Genomic DNA, 17117 nt, shown 5'->3' with positions numbered 1-17117 from the left:
GACCCTTAAATCATATTTATATGCTTTGCAGCACGAATTTTACAGCATTAAGCGCCATTGTGAACGGATTTTTATCTATAAGATGATTAAGTCGTGCATAATCGAAATTATGCACGCCTGAAAAGATAGCCCGGTATTAAAGAGATTTTTCTATATCTTCTTGAGAAGTATGACGAATATCTTTTCCATTCACAAAATAAATTACGTATTCTGCAATATTTTGACACCGATCTCCAATCCGCTCTAAAGAACGCACAGACCAAATTAAATCCATAATTTTGGGTATTGAGCGTGGATCTTCCATCATATACGTCATTATTTGACGTGTTAATGCTTCATATTCTCTATCTACCTTTGCATCTTCTTTGTGTACTTCAAACGCTTTTTGTACATCCATTCTTGCAAAAGCATCAAGTACATCATGAAGCATTCGAGAAACTTGGCGGCCCATATTATCAATATTCAGCAGCAAATCTTGTTGATCTTTCGTAAACGAGTCTAACGCTACACGTGCAATCCTTTCCGCTTCATCACCTATACGCTCTAAATCTGCGATAGTTTTAGCAATCGCAACAACCAAACGTAAATCACTCGCAGCCGGCTGACGCTTTGCAATAATACGTGTGCACTCTTCGTCAATGTTCACCTCCATTGCATTGACTTTATAGTCATTTTCACTGACTTTACGCGCCTTCTCGGCATCGCAACTGTTCACTGCATCTAATGCAAGATTGAGCTGCTGTTCAACTAAGCCACCCATACTTAATACATGGTTACGCACATTTTCCAGCTCTTCGTTAAAACGACCTGAAATGTGTTTATTTAAATTATGTTCCACTCTCATTCTCCTAAAAACTGATGCGCTTAACCGTAACGACCTGTAATGTAATCTTCTGTTTTCTTCTTTAGTGGCGTCGTGAATAAAGTATTAGTATCCGCATATTCAATCAACTCCCCCATGTACATAAAGGCAGTTTGATCAGATACACGCGCAGCCTGTTGCATATTGTGCGTTACGATAACAACCGTATACTTGTTCTTTAAATCATTGATGAGCTCTTCAATGACCAATGTTGAAATGGGATCGAGTGCTGATGTAGGTTCATCAAGTAATAATACTTCGGGTTCGATTGCAATAGAACGCGCAATCACTAAACGCTGCTGCTGACCACCAGATAAACCAAACGCGCTATCATGTAGCCTGTCTTTTACTTCATCCCAAAGTGCAGCACCTCGTAACGACTTCTCTACAACTTCATCCAATTTACGTTTATCTTTTATACCCTGTAAACGAAGGCCATACACAACATTTTCATAAATTGATTTAGGGAATGGATTTGGTCGTTGGAATACCATGCCTACATTTCTGCGCAATGCCGCAACATCTACACGCTTATCATAAATGTTTTGCCCGTGTAAGATTATTTCGCCTTCAATGCGACATGTATCAACCAAATCATTCATACGATTAATACAGCGAAGTAACGTTGACTTACCACAGCCTGATGGCCCGATGAACGCGGTAACCTGCCCTTTTGGAATAAGCATGTTCACATTACTAAGAGCTTGCTTGTCGGCATAGTAAAGATCGAGGTTCTTGATCTCCAGTGCGGTTTGCTCTGGAGACAAGTTTGCTAAATCTAATTTCATTTGGCCATTGGCCTGATTAACTTCTGGAGCTACTGTAATCATGTTTTTTACCTACTTAAAATCTTTACTATTAATGCTCAAGTGATCTGAACTTTTCACGCAAATGGTTACGAATACCTATTGCTGTAATATTGAGTGCTATGATCACCGACACTAACAAGAATGCGGTTGCATACACTAACGGCCTTGCAGCTTCTACGTTTGGACTTTGAAAACCAACATCATATATATGGAAGCCTAAGTGCATAAACTTACGATCTAAATGTATATATGGAAAATTCCCATCCAACGGCAAGGTTGGTGCCATTTTAACAACACCTACTAACATCAATGGCGCAACCTCACCTGCAGCACGTGCTACGGCTAAAATTAACCCTGTCATAATAGCAGGGCTTGCCATTGGTACAATAATACGCCATAGGGTTTCTGCTTGTGTTGCGCCCAAAGCCAAAGAACCATGACGTACTGAGCTTGGAATTCTAGATAACCCTTCTTCTGTTGATACAATGACAACGGGTAACGTTAATATTGCCAGTGTCAATGCAGACCAAATTACACCTGGTGTACCAAACACCGGACTTGGTGCAGCTTCAGGGTAAAATAGCTGATCTAATGAACCACCTAACACGTACACGAAAAAGCCTAAGCCAAATACCCCATAAACAATAGAAGGGACACCTGCGAGGTTTATTACTGCAATTCTAATCATTTTAGTTACTGCATTTTTCGCAGCATACTCATGTAAATAAATCGCCGCAACCACACCAAATGGCGTCACAATTACCGCCATTAGCATAACCATAAATACCGTACCGAAAATAGCAGGAAATACTCCCCCCTCGGTATTGGCTTCTCGAGGGTCATCACTCACAAATTTACCAAGTTGAGACAAATAGTGTACAACTTTTGCAAATGTGCCCATATCATTTGGAAACCAAACATCTAACACCTGATAAATGGGTAGTGTAACCAACTCACCGCGCATATCTCTTACAACAACTTGATCACGTTTTGCTTGATTACGCAGTTCAAATAAACGCTTTTCAAAAACCTTATACTCCTCACGCAATGCAACTCGTTGCGCTTGTAAATCAGCAACTCGTTCATCGGTTAATGCGTTATCGAGCTCATAACCTTTTTCTTTTAAACGTAACCTTTCAAGTTCATAGTTAATATGGCCAATGTCGCCATTTTGTAGGTCGAGTGCTTCATCGTTAAGGTCAACGGCGCGCTCAACTAATTCGTGAAGTTTATCAACAGACTGATTTTCAACAACTTGACCATTTTCAACGATATGATCAACGTACCCATAAAAGTTACCATTTTTACTACGCTCGAATACTGCCAGCTTGGCTGGCATTGACTGCTTCATAATATCGGTAGAAAGTACCCATCTAAAATCAAGCTCTACGTACTCTCGGTTACCCGTTTTTACAAGTATACGTTCTATATCTTCAGCATCAAATGCCGATAGATCGTAACCGGCCGCCTCTAATCGAGACTTTGGCACCATTTCTCTGTCATAGATTTCACCTATAACAGTTTGCTTTGCAACCGAACCATTAAGTTCTAATTCAACAACCTCTGATGGCCAGAAAAAGCTCAAGCCTTTCCATGCGATCATCGCTAATAGCCCAAGTACCGATATTAAACTGATACTAACGGCACCACCTGTCATCCAGATCCATGGAGAACCTGACTTAAACCACTGCTTTACCATGTCATGAACTCCCGTAATTACATTGAGCTGTATTTTTCACGTAACTGCTGACGAACAAACTCAGCAATCGTGTTAAATACAAAAGTAAAAATAAATAGTACAAATGCAGCTAAAAATAGAATGCGGTAATGTGAACTACCCACTTCTGATTCTGGCATTTCAACTGCAATATTGGCGGCTAATGTACGCATGCCCTGGAAGATGCTCCAATCCATAATAGGTGTATTACCGGTTGCCATTAGTACAATCATTGTTTCACCCACGGCACGACCTAGACCCATCATGACCGCTGAGAATATACCTGGACTCGCTGTCAGCAACACCACCCTAACCAACGTCTGCCACTGAGTAGCACCGAGCGCCAGTGAACCATTTGATAAGTGCTTTGGCACACTAAATACCGCATCTTCAGCAATTGAGAAAATAGTGGGAATAACGGCAAAGCCCATCGCGATGCCAACTACTAACGAATTGCGCTGATCAAATGTCATTCCCAATTCATTAGTTAAATATTGGCGAACATTGCCATCGAAAACATACTCTTCTACACCACCACTTATCGTAAAAGATAACCAGCCAACCAATAACACGACCGGAATAAGTATGATTGAATGCCAACCTTCGGGTAGCAAATGACGTATATTCTCCGGTAATTTAGTCCACAAGAATGCGGTTGCTATCATCGATAGCGGTAACAAAATGAGTAATGCGACGATTGCGGGTAAGTGTATTTCTATGAGTGGCGCTAACCATAATCCTGCTAAAAACCCTAAAATAACGGTTGGTAGTGCTTCCATTATTTCAACCGTTGGCTTAACAACTCGACGTAATTCGCTCGACATAAAGTATGCGGTGTAAATAGCTGCAGATAGTGCAATCGGTACTGCGAACAACATGGCGTACATTGCCGCTTTAATCGTACCAAAAGAAATAGGTACCAAAGAAAACTTTGATTCAAAGTCATCTGAGGCGGACGTAGACTGCCACGTATAAGCTGGTTCTGGGTACCCTTCATACCATACTTCTTGCCACAATGCAGACCATGTTACTTCAGGGTGTTCGTTATGAATATCAAATATGGATAGCTTATCATCTGCAATAATCAACGCCGCATTTGATCGCGGAGATACAGCAAAAGCGTCAATGGCACCTTGGCTGACTTTACCTTGCCACAAATGCGCTTGGCTCGTTGTATAATAAAGCCCTAAATCACCACTATCCGTTGTTGTAAAGAAGGTACGACGATAAAATTCACTATGGATATCAACATTGCTGTTTTTGCTCGTTTCAAACGCGCGAATTTTATTAAACTGGCGACCATCATCTGTATTAATTTCAAACCACTGGGAAACTTCGCCATTATCATTTGCGAGCATGAGAGAGTTAGCACCGGCTAATAAAGTGGTGCCTACTAAATTGGCATTTTCTTCATTTGCAGCCAAAATTTGGAGCTGTTTAACATCACTAGGATCGCGTGTATCAAATATGTAAACTTGATTTGCTGAACGAATGAATGTCCGTGTTGTGTCTGGTGACATAAGCAACTCATCGATGCGGCTGTCAACTGCCAACTCTGTGCGCTCAATCACCCACTCAACTTCTCCACTGAACATATTTTCTTCCGCGGTAAAAGAAGCAAATATAACGCGCTTATCACTCGTTAATGCAACCACGGCTGTTTTTTCTTCGTAATGACTAAACGCTAAACGTTCAATGGCGTGACCTTCTTCGTCCACTAATAATTGCTGACCATCTAGCGGATAGCTCAAGCGTGGTGTAATGACCCGTTCGTTGCCAGGAAAAGTTACTAAGAAAGAAGGACGTACCAATTGAACTTGGCCATTATCAAGTCCATATGCATATTGCCCCAAAAAAGGAGCACTTTTTGCGAAGCTCGTAACCTGTCCATCTAGATTCGTTGCTAGACTTTTCAATTTTTTACCTGTATTGGCACCTTTAAGCTGAAAAAAGTCCACCCCACCGGTTTTATTCAATAGGTAAGCAATTTCTGTTTGTTCTTCTACGCCAATACCAACATATTGTTCAGTATTTTGCAGTACGATGTCGACACGTTTCTCAACTTTAGCTGACTCCAAAATTGGTTGTACAACATACAATAAATAGAAGAAGATCATCAACAAAGCGATCAAAACCATTACCCCACCAGCGGTAATGCCATATTGTGCGAACCGATCTTTTAATAGACGGCTTCTATCCGTTTTAAAAGACGGTTGCTGCGGATTTGAAGACATCAAAACACCCTTTTATCTTAAAGTTGCGCGCATTATATTTCATCAAGATGACAATTATGTTACACCGTGCATGTTACATGAAGCTAGGTATAACATCATGTTTTTAGGTACGGATTTTTCAACTGGAAAGTTGCATAAACTGAAGAAATAAGATTGACGTATAGCAGTTTGCATTTGTTTACATTTCAGCGTTGAATTTATTGGACAACCACAAACACTGAACTAATCTATAAATGCATTATCTACCTTAGTAGGCTATGTATAAGGATCATACCCACTTTGTTGTAGCCGCTTTTTTCAATGCCTTGTCATACTTAACAAGGCTACAATAATAAGAGATACGCATTATGAAGCAGTTAGTACTAACCATTATCGGAAAAGATCGACCAGGTCTAGTTGAAGAAATATCTTCAACATTACTTTCACACCACGGTAATTGGCTTACCAGTAATTTAAGCCATTTAGCAGGCCAATTCGCGGGCATTGTACAAGTTGAAATTGCTGAAGAGCATTTACAGGAAATTCAAGATGCTTTAAAAACGCTTGCAGGCTTAGAAATAAAAATAGAGCTAGGTGAGCTAGAAGCTGCACCTGATACACCCGAAACATTAAACCTCGTTATTACCGGCAATGATAGACCCGGTATAGTACAAGAGCTTGCTTCTGTGATCCGCCATAAAGGAGCAAACATCACGCATTTAAATTCTCGAAAACAAAGCGCGCCAAATTGGGGGGTACCTATATTCAGTGCGTTTGCAACAGTTACCTTGCCAACTGGCATGCACAAAGATAATGTTATTGATGCATTAGAATCAATAACCAGCGATTTAATTGTCGATATTGAATCGGATTAACCCCATATCGATTTCGTAAATAGTTAGTCATGACAAGCGTTAAGGCTTGTCATGAAAATGTCACACCTTGGACCTATATTACTTTTAATTTCTTCCTAAAGAATTAAAAAATGCAGGCGACCTCTCATCCTACTGAAACGATAAGTTACTTTTCAAAAGAGCTCAGTTGGCTTTCGTTCAATGAACGAGTTCTACAAGAAGCAAAAGATAACAGCAATCCAATAATAGAAAGAATGCGATTTTTAGGTATATTTTCCAATAATCTAGATGAATTTTTTCGAGTTCGTGTGGCCGATGTAAAGCGGCGTGTATTATTAAATAAATTATCCGATGCGCACTTTGATGCCGATGAAGCACTACTTGCTAATATTAATAAAAAAGTACTTGAACTCGGAAAGAAATTCAACGTGGTTCACCAGCAAATATTGGCCGATTTAGAAAAGCACAATATTCATGTGGCACAGCCCCGTGATTTATCGGAACTGCACTTAGCGTGGCTTAAACAATTCTTTAAAGACCAAGTATTACCACAGATGTCGCCCATGCTATTAACTGAGAATAAAGATTACTCTAACAATATCAACGATACGATGATCTATTTTTTTGTGCAAATGCTCGGAGAAAAGCAACATCACGCATTACTTGAAATCCCCACAGATCGCATTGAACGCTTTGTTCAATTACCCCCAGAAAAAGCCAAGCGTCATAAAACAATTGTGATGCTAGACGATGTCGTTCAATATTTCATAAAGGATGTTTTTAAAGGCTTTTTCAATTTTGATAGTATCGATGGCTATGCAATAAAACTGACCCGAGATGCAGAGTACAATCTAGATAACGAAATAGAAGAAGGCCTTTTAGATAAAATGTCTAAAGGCTTAAAACAACGCTTATGTGCGGAACCCGTTAGGCTCGTATATGACCAAGCTATGCCCGAAGAAATGCTTAAAACCATGAAAAAGCGTCTCGGTGTTACCCATCAAGACGCCCTGATCCCCGGAGGCCGCTATCGTAATTTTAGAGACTTTATTTCGTTTCCAAATGTTGGACGGAAGCATTTAGAAAACGCGCCATTACAGCCATTACAAAGTGCAGCCTTCGACGCACATGGCAGTGTATTCAAAGCGATTTCAGAGAAGGATATTCTGCTTTATTATCCCTATCATACCTTTAACCACATGTTGGAATATGTACGCCAAGCTGCTTTTGATCCCAAAGTTACACAAATAAAGGTGAATATTTATCGAGTTGCCAGTCGCTCTCGGTTAATTTCATCTTTATTAAGTGCAGCCAAAAACGGCAAGAAAATAACCGTCATGGTCGAGTTAAAAGCCCGCTTTGATGAGCAAAATAATATTGAATGGGCTAAATTACTTTCCGAAGCTGGGATTAAGGTAATGGTCGGTATTCCTGCATTAAAAGTGCATAGCAAACTCTGCGTCATTCACCGTAAAGAGAAAGGGAGAATAGTAAAATACGCGCATATCGGCACCGGCAATTTCCACGAGAAAACAGCGAAGATTTATACTGACTTTAGCCTATTTACAAAACACACCGATATATGTAATGAATGTGATAGCGTTTTCAAATTTATAGAAAGCAGCTATCGACCCTTTCATTTTGAACATTTGATGATTTCTCCTGTCAATGCACGAGATCGTATTCTTGATTTAGTCGACCGTGAGGTACGACTGTGCGAACAAGGAAAGGTAGGTAAAATCACAATAAAGATAAATAACCTAGTTGATAAGCAATTGGTAGATAAGCTGTACTTTGCAGCCCGTCACGGTGTTAAAATTCGTATTATCGTAAGAGGGATGTGTGCATTGGTCCCTGGTTTACCTCGTTTTAGTGACAATATCAAAGTTATCAGCATCGTTGATCGGTTTTTAGAGCACCCCCGTGTTATGGTATTTGAAAACGATGGAGATCCTCAGGTCTATATTTCATCTGCTGATTGGATGACTCGTAATCTTGACCACCGTGTTGAGGTAACTGCACCTATCTATGATGACGAATTAAAAAACGTCATCATAGAAATATTGGAGCTGCAATTACGTGACCGATGTAAAGCTAGGGTCATTGATAAAGAACAAAAGAACCTCTATGTTCGCAGAGGTAATAGCAAAAAGATCCGTTCACAGTTGGCAATATACGACTATCTAAAGAAATGGGAAAATAGTAAGAGCACACAATGACAGAATACCCCTCTATTGCCGCCGTTGACTTAGGCTCAAATAGCTTTCATTTATTAATTGCGAGAGAAGTCGACGGACGCTTTCAAATATTACATAAAGAAAAGCAAAGAGTGTACCTCGCTGCAGGACTAGACGATGATTTCTACCTATCATCCGAAGCAATTGAACGCGCATTGCATGCGTTAAAACAGTTTGCAACAACCTTAAAAAGCTTCTCTCATAGTCATGTACAAGTTGTTGCTACATACACATTGCGCAATAGTAAAAATATTCAACATTTTTTACACAAAGCTCAGCAATGCTTCCCATTTAAAATCAATGTTATTTCGGGGCAAGAAGAAGCACGCCTTATTTATCAAGGCGTCGCTAACTATATTCATAATGAACACAACAGATTAGTTATTGATATTGGTGGAGGTAGTAGTGAACTCATTATTGGCCGACATTTTAACCACCTCTTATTGACAAGCCGTAATATGGGTTGTGTTAACATGACGCAGCAGTTTTTCTCAGATGGTAAGTTAACAGAAAAACGCTTTAATAAAGCACTAATCAAAGCTGAGCAAGACTTAGAAGTAATTACAGCTAGTTATTTAAACAAAGGTTGGGAAACCTGTTTAGGTACCTCAGGTACCATCAAGACACTGAGCGCAATCAATCATGCTTACTTTAATGAGTCACACCTCACTCTGAAAAGTCTAACACACATCAAAACACTCATATTTGAACAACAACAATTACAACTATTGGTGCTAAAAGGGCTTCCTATTGAACGCCGCAGTAGTATTGTCGGTGGCCTCATTGTATTAATTGCGATATTTAAACAACTCAACATTCACTCTTTAGAATACTGTGATTTTGCATTACGTGAAGGACTTATGCATGAGGCCCACCAGCGTAAAGAGTTTGATATTCGTGCCCGTACTATAAATACTTTATGCGAGCACTACACTGTTGATACAGCCCATAGCGATAGCATTTGTCAAACTTTACGACAATTTTTTGCCGCAACAGAACAAAGCTGGCAGCTTAATAACTGTGATTTACAGATTTTATGCTGGGCTGCACAACTTCACGAAGTTGGTTTGACTATCAATTCATCAGGCTTACACAAGCATAGTGCTTATATTATTATGCACAGCCAACTTCCTGGTTTTACACAAGAACAACAACTATTACTCAGCACTTTAATTCGTTTTTACCGAAAGAAAATCAAACCAACTGACATTCACGCACTTTTTACTGAGCAACCAAAGAACTTTGCTAAACTATTGACCTTGCTGCGCTTAGCAATAATTTGCAACCAGAAGCGACAGTATCAACAAACAGGTAAGATAGAATTACAAGCACGAGAAGACACACTGAGCATTAAACTCGATGCAGATTGGGCTAACAAGCACTCGATTTTATTTGCTGATTTACAGCAAGAGCAACGTTATCTAACACCACTCAATATCAATTTGGCTCTAATTTAATAAAGTGATGTTAAACGTGCACCACGGCAAAGATATCATCTGCATAAGTCCGGCTTTGCATCGCTAAATCAAATAAGTGCGTTTTATTCGTCGCGGGTCGAATGGCATTCAGAATGGCTTCAGCCTCTTGCCAATTATTATGCTCAATTTCTAATGCTAAGCGCAACGCGCCCCCCATAAGTCCTTGATAATTTAATAACGCACTACTTAATGAACTATCTAAAGAAAACTCAGAAATAACCACCGACAACTCAATCTCTAATATGGCATCTAATATTGACATTAAACCGATTAAATAGCCCTGCTCAGCCATTTCATCTCCACCCGGTGCTAGAAATAGTTCAATAAACCGAGCTCGCATCAAGCCCATTTTTGTCAACTCTGCTGGCTTATCAAGCCCGAGCTCACTCAGTGCTAATACTCGAACAAATTGGCGTATCGCATCCTCACCCAAATACACAACAGCTTGAGCAATCGACTTCATTTCAATTTTATTATCGCCAGCTTTCGCATTTGCTAATTTTAGAATTCTTGCTGTTAAGCTTAAATCTTTCGCAACTCGCTGCTGAACTTCTTTAAAACACAAATTCGTTTTCGCTGTGCAACGTAGTAAATCGAAAATTGCGGCTTTGGAGGGTTCAATGTTGCCATGGTTTAACATTTCTGGACGAGCGAAAAAGAAGCCTTGGAAATAATCGGCCCCAGCAGCATGAATAAAGTTATATTCCTCGAGCGTTTCAATCCGTTCCACAACTATTTTTACATCCGGATAGGTCCGTTTTAACTTTTTCAGCATCATCGTTGTTTTAATGATTGGCTGCTCGACTTCTAACTTAATATAATTCATAAGTGGCAATAAGGGTGCCCAACGTGCGTCCCCGTCATAATCATCTAAAGCAAAATGATAACCCTGCTTTTTTAGTCTTACGACCGTTTCAACCAACTCGGTAATATTTTGCGAGCGTTCGACGATTTCTACAATTAGATTTTCAGGATTAAGTAACTTTGGGAGCTCATGTAATAAAGATTCATCAGAGAGGTTAATAAATGCTCTATGCCCTGCAGCAAGCCGATCAACGCCTACAAGCATTAACGAATTGAAAAACATTCGGCCCGTGGCTTGACCGTCGGTCACGCCAGACGGGAAAGCATTGTTATCTGAATCTCGATACAATAATTCATACGCATAGATATTTTGAGCTTTATCAAGTATTGGCTGGCGTGCAATATATTGCACTGAAGAATTTTTAACTTTTGCGATCGTGCCACTCATCAACATCAATACCCTTGTTTTAACTAATGAAGCTCGGGAACTATCAGAATACGATATGCATGTAAGCTGAGCAATTAAAAACTCATGTTCTTATCAATAATTATCAATATACGTATAAGCTTATAAATAAACTTTACACGCATCTGGTATTCCTTTACACGGTTTTGAACTAACATTGTGATATGAATGTACCAAAAAGAATAGTAACCCTTTGCTTAGTGTGCGCTGTTTGGTCATCAAACGCACTCACCAAAAACCACTTAGAGTATAGCTTAAGTGGATCAGGTAACTATTACCCTTATTACACACATGACCCAAGGGCTCCTGGCATACTTCCTGAAGCAATCCAAGCAATTTTAAAAGAAGCAAATATTACAGGGGAAGATCTCCTCTTGCCAGCAAAGCGCACCAACTATTACTTACAGCAGCAAAAAATAGACTTTGATTTAGTGAGCCCTAGCTGGCTAAAAGACACTGAGTTAAACAATCCACAATATATATTTTCCATTGCAATATTACCAATCTCAGAATACATTGTGACTCGTCTAAAAACACATGTTCCCCCCTCTCTTGAGCATATGATTGTAGGGACGGTTCGAGGTTATTATTATCATAATGATGAAGTGTTTGAACGCGTAGATTTCAATTCTGAAAAAGAGTTGATGCTTGCACTACATCGTAAACGTGTTGATCAAATCATAATCGGTAATTTGCCAGCACTATATTGGTCTAAGAAACTGAATATTCGATTTTTTATGGCTGCAATACACTCTCAAGGGTATATCCACATGCGCTTATTGTCTAAACATAAACACCTATTGCCAACCATAAATAAAGCAATTGAAGCTTTGTCAAAAAAAACCTACTTTAAGAACATTGAACGAAAGTACTTACAATCTCTAAGCGCCACTAGCGAGGGTCCATAATAATCACGTATAATTCCACTTTCATTTATGTTTGTAGGAATAAATTATGAGTATCGCCGCCACTTTAGCTCAAAGAAGCAACGGACAATGTGAATTATGTAGCAATAATACAGGTCTTGACGTTTTTGAAGTACCACCTGTAAATGAAGCTCACTCAGATAAATGTGTGTATCTATGCTCAACATGCAAACCTCAAGTTGAGGGCAATGAAACGCTACAAACAAATCATTGGCATTGCCTAAATGATAGCATGTGGAGCCAAACACCAGCCGTACAAGTCGTTGCTTTTCGTCTCTTAAGCCAATTGGCTGTCGAGCATAGTTGGGCACAAGATGCGTTAGATATGTTGTATTTAGAAGATGACACGCGAACTTGGGCTGCTCAGGTACTCGCAGATGAAGATGAGATTGTTCATCTGGACAGCAACGGTGTACGACTCAATGCAGGCGATACCGTAGTGCTAATTAAAGATCTAGATGTAAAAGGCAGTAGTATTGTGGCAAAAAGAGGAACCGCAGTGCGTAATATTGGCCTAACCTCTAATCCGGACCATATAGAAGGTCGAGTTGATGGTCAACGCATTGTTATATTAACTAAATTCGTCAAAAAGTAACTCGGATTCAAAGTGGTGCCGCTATATGACAATAGGGGCACCGGCTAACTTATTCTTCGACAAGCTGTTCGCTGCGATAAAACCCATTTTCATCACTCAAGATGTCAACCAACTCAGGTAATACATCGTCCATAGTCGCTTTCAATGTCCAAGGGGGGTTAATGACTATCATACCCGAAGCTGTCATACCATGTTCTTGAGTATCGCAACTGGTTGCCAATTCAAACAGTTGAATATTGTTAATACCTGACTCCTTAAGCGTCTCTTCTAACAAGTCAATACGCTCTCTATCCACAACTGGGTACCAAATCATATAAGTACCAGAGTTAAAACGTTTATGTGCTTTAATGATCATTTTCGCAGCTTGCTGATAATCCGTTTTTATTTCATACGGAGGATCCATTAAAACACATGCACGTCTTGATGCAGGTGGTACCAATCCAAGTAGCCCTTTAAATCCATCTTCACCACGGACTCTTAAAGACTTTTTATGTGACAAATTCTCTTCTAAAAGCCCCAAGTCTTTAGGGTGTAATTCAAAAAACCAGCCTTTATCTTGACGTCTTAAAAATTGCTCAGCCATTTTCGGCGAACCCGGATAATACAACAAGTCTGTTTTATTGAACGATTTAACCAAAGTAACAAAATGCGCCAACGTTTCATTGCCGCCATCATAGTGCCAAAGCTTTGCTATGCCGTCTAAATACTCTTGGGTCTTTTGCGCATCACTACTGTTGAGCTCAAAAAAACCAGCTCCGGAATGGGTATCAATGTAATCCAAAGGCTTATCCTTGCGAGTCATGTACTCTAATACTGTCGCAAGGACTAAATGTTTAATAATATCTGCTGGATTACCCGCATGAAATGAATGTCTGTAACTAAGCATAAAGAGACCTTGCTTCGCAATTGAGCAATTTTGCTGAACCGCTTGTGAATAAAATAGGGTATATCCGTCATTATCACCCAAAGTCATAGAAAAATCAGCATAAAGGTGCGTAATGACTAGCATCCTACGTCACTTTGTTTTACATTTGCATGACAAAAATACTGTATAAGAGCGCATTTATGAATAACGACACTCTCCCTCAACTCGAACAGCTGATCGATCAACTCATTGCTCAAAATGAGCGACTAAATAATGAAGTTTCAGGACTTAAAGAACAAAATAGTAAACTAATCGATGAAAATGAAACTTTACAACTTGAAGTACTTGAAAGTGAAGAGAAGCAAAAAGAAACAAGTAGCACTTTAACTAATCTACTTGATAAACTGCAAAGTGCAACCCAGGCGAGCTAATGTCTGAGAAGATCAATCAAGTTGATGTGACTCTGCTTGGCAAAACCCATCAATTTGCCTGTTCTGAGGGGCAAGAAAACGTGCTCCTCGATGCCGCGAATTTACTGAATGAGCGCGTTACCCAAATGAAGCAACGCGCCACAGTTCGTAATGAACAAAATGCATTGCTATTGGCTGCGCTTTATTTGTGTCACGATTTGCAAGCTCTTGAGCAGCAGCAACAAACGCACCATCAGTCGCAACAAATACTAATTGATAAGCTAATATCACACCTTGAGGTTGATTGAAGTCTTTATAAAAAGCGTATTTTCGGTTAAATTATCGACATGAGATAGATGGGTTTTTCTAATTATGCGTTTTTTCATTTTTATACTTCTATTGTGTTTTCCCTTTTTTACCTTTGCCCAAAAGTGGCATCAGATTGATCCTAATACATTTATTATTTCTCCTCCAAAAAATGCAATACAGTTACAAACAAACCTTGCCATACTGACAGGTAAAAATTGCGCTGCGGTTATAAATGCACATGGTGATTTCACCGCCATTGAGCTAACCATCAAGCAAATCAAGAACCGTATAAAAGTCCCTGTTTGCTATTTAATTAGTACGAGTAGCGACATTCATGAAGTAGTTGGCATTGCTTTAATGCAACGTGCATTTCCTTCAGCCTCATGGATTGCACCTTCACATGTGAAACATAACCTAAGCAATTATCAGCACGCCTACAAAGACAAAGTCTCTCAGTACGTAAATAGTTATGAGGTCAGCACTCAAAGAGTGGAAAATTTTGATTTAGAAGGCAAAGCGCTTTGGAAAAAGAAAATGCGACTGGCCAATCAACGGATCCAAGATTGGAAAAGTATTCCTCTTCGCGCTCCCATTGAGGGTAAAAAGCAATTGCAACTAGGTAACCATTTAATTGATATCGAAACGTATTCAGCATTCAGTAAAGAAGATTTATTTATATTCAGTCACCTCAACAATGGCATGTTTGCGGGTACCAGCGTCGATCCGATCCCCTATGTCACACACTCAAAGCTCAATCAATGGCTTCAGACTTTAAGTATTATGGAAAATACATCACAGATTAAATGGCTACTTCCGAGCCATGGAAAACCTTATAAACGTGCCGCATTAAACAAACCTATCACTTTCTTACGCACCGTGATGAAGCACAGTATACGACAAAACAATGCATTCCCTGAAGAATTACTCAAGCGATATCCTAAAAAAGAATTACAGCCCAAACTAACATTGTTATATCAGATTGCCGTGCAGCACAGTCCAAAAAATAATAACAAAACGCTATCTGTACAAATGCCTAATTCCCCGCCTCCTCAATTGTAAAAGGCAAATCCATGCGCATTTTTTATTTACTGACCATCCTTGGAACTTTAAATGGCTGTGCAACAATTCAGCCACAGGAAAATAATACTCAAGCGGTATTTACAGCTCTTACAGAGACCAACAAACCTGAGCCAACAATAGAACCAAGCTCAACCAAGCCGCCAGCTAACAATTTTAAATTACCTGAAGAGCCCCCTTTACTGCCTCCCATAACCAACCTTTGGCAAGTGATAGTTAACCAACTAAGCTTTGATGTCGTACCTACATCTCGGCTGCATAAACGAATTGATTGGTATTTAGCACAACCAACTTATTTGGCTCAGGTCAACAAAAGGGCCGCGCCGTATCTATACCATATCGTGAAACGTGTTGAACAACGTGGGTTGCCTATGGAGCTCGTTTTACTGCCGTTCGTAGAAAGTGATTTTAGGCCCACAGCTGTTTCTCAACAAAAAGCCGTTGGCGTATGGCAATTAGTTGAAGCGACAGCATACCACTTTGGCGCCATATCTGATCCCTGGTACGATGGGCGCAAAGACGTACTCTCCGCGACGGATGCTGCCCTCGACTATTTAAGCTATTTATACAAACGCTTTAATGGCAACTGGTTACATGCAATAGCCGCCTATAACACGGGGGAAGGCCGAGTAAAGAAGGCCATTGACCGTAATAGAGTAAAGGGGGTCAGTACGCACTTTTGGCATTTAAAACTGCCAAAAGAAACATCTGAGTACGTACCTAAATTACTTGCGTTAAGCTATTTATTACAAAAAAAGCACCCAAAATTTACTCGGCCACACCTGCCTAACTACGCGCTCACGACCGCATTAGATGTTGGTCAGCAATTTGATTTTGGCGTTCTTTCTTCCCTAGTGAATGTTCCTAAACAAACAATCCACCAGTTAAATCCAGGCTTTCTTCGCCATCAAAGTTCCCCTCAAGGTCCACATAAAGTATTACTGCCAATGACTGAAAAAAAGCTATTACAAAGTCAGTTCTTTAAGCGTCACTTTAGCCAAACATATACGGTAAAAAAAGGTGATACCCTTTATAGCATCGCTAAGCGTTTTAATACTAAAGTTAAAACAATCACGCTACTCAATAACAAAACGAGCCCCTTATTACATATTGGTGAAGTACTTTCTCTAAATAAAGTGACCCAATCTAATAGTTTACTCATTGATTACGAGATCAGTCCTTACCTTATTGAAAAGAAACAAACCAAGCCCGTCACAATTGAGTATTTTCACCAAATCAAACCCGGTGACTCTTTATGGGAGGTCAGTCAGCTCTACAAGGTCTCGGTCAAAGACTTAATGATTTGGAATGAGATATCAGCACACAGCATGCTCAAACCAGGCAATACGCTGATTTTGCATTTACCCAAGCCACAGTTGGTATCTGAACCTGTAAACACTAAACAGTATTTGTCGGAGTTAGAGGTGCTCGTGAAACCAGAAAGCGGGCCTAGACCCTAGCTTAGTAGTGCATCGTCACGTAAAATGACTGTATA

The 17117-nt window shown here is 39.8% G+C and carries 15 protein-coding genes; 9 read left to right on the top strand and 6 right to left on the bottom strand.

All coding sequences use genetic code 11. The features are described 5' to 3' along the window. Window positions 1-136 precede the first annotated feature (136 nt). Genes phoU through J8L97_RS04675 form a run of 4 tightly spaced genes read right to left on the bottom strand, consistent with a single transcriptional unit; the run spans window position 137 to window position 5622 of the window. On the bottom strand, window positions 137-838 hold the full coding sequence (gene phoU, locus J8L97_RS04690; protein ID WP_192505818.1) for a phosphate signaling complex protein PhoU: 702 nt from the start codon (window positions 836-838) through the stop codon (window positions 137-139). Between the two features lie 26 nt (window positions 839-864). Further along, window positions 865-1692: a phosphate ABC transporter ATP-binding protein PstB gene (gene pstB, locus J8L97_RS04685; RefSeq protein WP_192505819.1), complete on the bottom strand. Its 828-nt coding sequence runs from the start codon at window positions 1690-1692 to the stop codon at window positions 865-867. A gap of 28 nt (window positions 1693-1720) precedes the next feature. Continuing rightward, the gene (gene pstA, locus J8L97_RS04680) at window positions 1721-3370 is read right to left on the bottom strand and encodes a phosphate ABC transporter permease PstA (RefSeq protein WP_210996560.1); all 1650 of its coding nucleotides are present in this window, start codon (window positions 3368-3370) and stop codon (window positions 1721-1723) included. Window positions 3371-3387: 17 nt separating this feature from the next. Then, a complete protein-coding gene (locus tag J8L97_RS04675; protein WP_211048066.1) occupies window positions 3388-5622 on the bottom strand; it encodes an ABC transporter permease subunit in 2235 nt (744 codons plus the stop codon). 347 nt (window positions 5623-5969) lie between these two features. On the opposite strand from J8L97_RS04675, the gene J8L97_RS04670 reads away from it, so the two are divergent. From J8L97_RS04670 to J8L97_RS04660, 3 genes are all read left to right on the top strand, one after another. Beyond that, window positions 5970-6476 carry a glycine cleavage system protein R gene (locus J8L97_RS04670; RefSeq protein ID WP_192505822.1) on the top strand — a complete coding sequence of 169 codons (507 nt, stop codon included), beginning with the start codon at window positions 5970-5972 and terminating at the stop codon, window positions 6474-6476. Between the two features lie 110 nt (window positions 6477-6586). Continuing rightward, a complete protein-coding gene (gene ppk1, locus J8L97_RS04665) occupies window positions 6587-8674 on the top strand; it encodes a polyphosphate kinase 1 (protein ID WP_211048065.1) in 2088 nt (695 codons plus the stop codon). Next, window positions 8671-10149: a Ppx/GppA phosphatase family protein gene (locus J8L97_RS04660; protein WP_211048064.1), complete on the top strand. Its 1479-nt coding sequence runs from the start codon at window positions 8671-8673 to the stop codon at window positions 10147-10149. The genes ppk1 and J8L97_RS04660 overlap by 4 nt, the downstream gene beginning before the upstream one ends. Window positions 10150-10159: 10 nt before the next feature. Here J8L97_RS04660 and J8L97_RS04655 read toward each other — a convergent pair whose 3' ends face one another. Beyond that, on the bottom strand, window positions 10160-11428 hold the full coding sequence (locus J8L97_RS04655) for an EAL and HDOD domain-containing protein (RefSeq protein ID WP_211048063.1): 1269 nt from the start codon (window positions 11426-11428) through the stop codon (window positions 10160-10162). A 176-nt stretch (window positions 11429-11604) separates the two neighbouring features. On the opposite strand from J8L97_RS04655, the gene J8L97_RS04650 reads away from it, so the two are divergent. Together J8L97_RS04650 and J8L97_RS04645 are read left to right on the top strand one after the other, a co-directional pair. Continuing rightward, complete coding sequence (locus tag J8L97_RS04650) at window positions 11605-12348, top strand: ABC transporter substrate-binding protein (protein ID WP_211048062.1); 744 nt, start codon at window positions 11605-11607, stop codon at window positions 12346-12348. A 46-nt stretch (window positions 12349-12394) separates the two neighbouring features. Then, window positions 12395-12961 carry an alkylphosphonate utilization protein gene (locus J8L97_RS04645; RefSeq protein WP_192505827.1) on the top strand — a complete coding sequence of 189 codons (567 nt, stop codon included), beginning with the start codon at window positions 12395-12397 and terminating at the stop codon, window positions 12959-12961. Between the two features lie 49 nt (window positions 12962-13010). On the opposite strand, the gene J8L97_RS04640 is transcribed toward J8L97_RS04645, so the two are convergent. Then, on the bottom strand, window positions 13011-13847 hold the full coding sequence (locus J8L97_RS04640; RefSeq protein ID WP_210996573.1) for a 23S rRNA (adenine(2030)-N(6))-methyltransferase RlmJ: 837 nt from the start codon (window positions 13845-13847) through the stop codon (window positions 13011-13013). A 179-nt stretch (window positions 13848-14026) separates the two neighbouring features. Here J8L97_RS04640 and zapB point away from each other — a divergent pair, with 179 nt between their 5' ends. The 4 genes from zapB to J8L97_RS04620 all read left to right on the top strand — a co-directional run bounded on the left by zapB (window position 14027) and on the right by J8L97_RS04620 (window position 17082). Then, window positions 14027-14257, top strand: a complete 231-nt coding sequence (zapB, locus tag J8L97_RS04635; protein ID WP_192505828.1) for a cell division protein ZapB — start codon at window positions 14027-14029, stop codon at window positions 14255-14257. Then, entirely contained in the window at window positions 14257-14544 is a 288-nt protein-coding gene (locus tag J8L97_RS04630) for a cell division protein ZapA (RefSeq protein ID WP_210996554.1), read from the top strand. The genes zapB and J8L97_RS04630 overlap by 1 nt, the downstream gene beginning before the upstream one ends. Window positions 14545-14608: 64 nt before the next feature. Continuing rightward, window positions 14609-15604 carry a hypothetical protein gene (locus tag J8L97_RS04625; protein ID WP_211048061.1) on the top strand — a complete coding sequence of 332 codons (996 nt, stop codon included), beginning with the start codon at window positions 14609-14611 and terminating at the stop codon, window positions 15602-15604. 11 nt (window positions 15605-15615) lie between these two features. Further along, on the top strand, window positions 15616-17082 hold the full coding sequence (locus J8L97_RS04620) for a LysM peptidoglycan-binding domain-containing protein (protein WP_211048060.1): 1467 nt from the start codon (window positions 15616-15618) through the stop codon (window positions 17080-17082). Window positions 17083-17117: the final 35 nt, after the last annotated feature.

It is taken from the genome of Pseudoalteromonas sp. MMG012 (genome assembly GCF_018100875.1).
GTDB classification, from domain to species: domain Bacteria; phylum Pseudomonadota; class Gammaproteobacteria; order Enterobacterales; family Alteromonadaceae; genus Pseudoalteromonas; species Pseudoalteromonas aurantia.
Note: the sequence above shows the minus strand (reverse complement) of the source record. Positions and strands in the feature narration are given on the sequence as shown.